This window comes from Clostridium sp. 1001271st1 H5 (assembly GCF_005845215.1).
GTDB lineage: Bacteria > Bacillota > Clostridia > Lachnospirales > Lachnospiraceae > Enterocloster.
Genome location: NZ_SPHO01000068.1, coordinates 1 through 1399, shown reverse-complemented (window position 1 = coordinate 1399; position 1399 = coordinate 1). Strand labels below are relative to the sequence as shown.

Genomic DNA, 1399 nt, shown 5'->3' with positions numbered 1-1399 from the left:
CCACATGGATGCACCAGCTGTAATCCTCCGGCTGGATAAAGGGGGCGCAGACCGGATGTAATGCCTCTGCCGGGTCCGCCTCAAATCGGTCGATAAAGTCAAGGTAGTGGGCTTGGATCAGGGGCAGAAAGGTGTCCAGCAGCCCGGTGTCCAGCAGCAGATCCTCTGTCAGCATCCGAAAGAACGAACCGCCTGTTGTCGGTTCTATTTCGAAAGAGTAGAAACGATCATCTCCCTGCTTTATGGTACAGCTGAAGCCCACCTCCACATTTCCATGGCCGATTTCGTAGTCTATGTAGTTGTAGCGGCTCCGCTCAAACCAGATGAGGTAGGTCAGGCCGTTTTTCGTTCTCTTTTTGAAGTCACCCTTTTTCAGACGCTTCCAGCCCTTTTTCTCCAGGCCCAGGCCGTTCCATAGGTAGTCCAGAGCCTCCGCAAAGATGTCCGCCGGGCGTTTTTGTTCCATGGTCTCTACCTCCTGACGAATTCTCTTTAATAATCAAGCAGGATGGGCACCTGCTGTTCCTCGGCAAACCGCATGGCTCGCCAGAACATGGAGAAGGCGAATTTGGCCAGGGATTGGGTGTCATACTGGGTGTGTTCCGGGATGTCTGCCTTGCTGTACTGTCCATCTGTGTCTACGGTTCCGTCTACCGGGTATCCCTCCGTGTCTGCCCAGCCAAGGATGGTGTCCTCATCGGCCTGCCATGCCAGATGGTTCAGCTTTTCCAGCTCCTTCCGTAGTCCGCCCAAGGTGGCGATCATCGTCTGACCATCGGTGGGCAGAGGGCCTTGGAACAGAAAGCTGTCGGTGAGGGGAATCCACCAAGTCACGCCCCGAAACAGGGACCACACCCGCTCCTCGTCTGATGCAAGGCGGGCAATCAGGGGATGCTCCCCGAAGATCCAGTCCTTCTCCACGGTGGGAGGCACCGGTTCCTCGTATGTACGACAGGCAGCTACCAGCAGCATAGCGCCAAAGGCATCCCAATCCGGCTTATCGGTGTAATAGGACCGCTCGTTGTCCTCCGGCCATGGAGTGTAGGGCGGCTGGTTCGGCTGGGAAATGGCGGCCAGGATCTGATCCCGCCAGTCCTCCACTGCCGCCTGGACCTCAGCCGGGGACAGTTCCTCCTCGTTGTCAGCAGGTTCTCCATCCGGTGTGATCCGGTTGAAGGTATATCCGTTTTCCTCCGCCCACTGCTGAACAACGGTTTTCCAGTTGTGAGAATAATACCGGGTCAGCGTCCCGGCGTAGATGTCAAGTCCCATAGTAATGTCTCCTTTTCTGTTATGCGGTCATTCTTTTGCTGGAGCGAACATCTGGTCAATCTTCTCCAGATTGTATTCCAAAATCCAGTCATGAAATTGATGATAGAGAGGCAATAGCAGCTTCTGT

At 55.1% G+C, this 1399-nt stretch carries 2 protein-coding genes and 1 pseudogene; all 3 read right to left on the bottom strand.

What is annotated here, in order from left to right; translation table 11 throughout:
* Positions 1 to 466 (bottom strand): annotated as a pseudogene (locus tag FGS84_RS30615) (spondin); the annotation flags it as partial.
* Positions 467 to 492: 26 nt separating this feature from the next.
* Positions 493 to 1272 (bottom strand): hypothetical protein, encoded by a 780-nt coding sequence (locus tag FGS84_RS30610; protein WP_138311891.1) that lies wholly within the window; start codon positions 1270 to 1272, stop codon positions 493 to 495.
* A gap of 27 nt (positions 1273 to 1299) precedes the next feature.
* Entirely contained in the window at positions 1300 to 1392 is a 93-nt protein-coding gene (locus tag FGS84_RS30605; RefSeq protein ID WP_279232868.1) for a DUF3885 domain-containing protein, read from the bottom strand.
* Positions 1393 to 1399 lie beyond the last annotated feature (7 nt).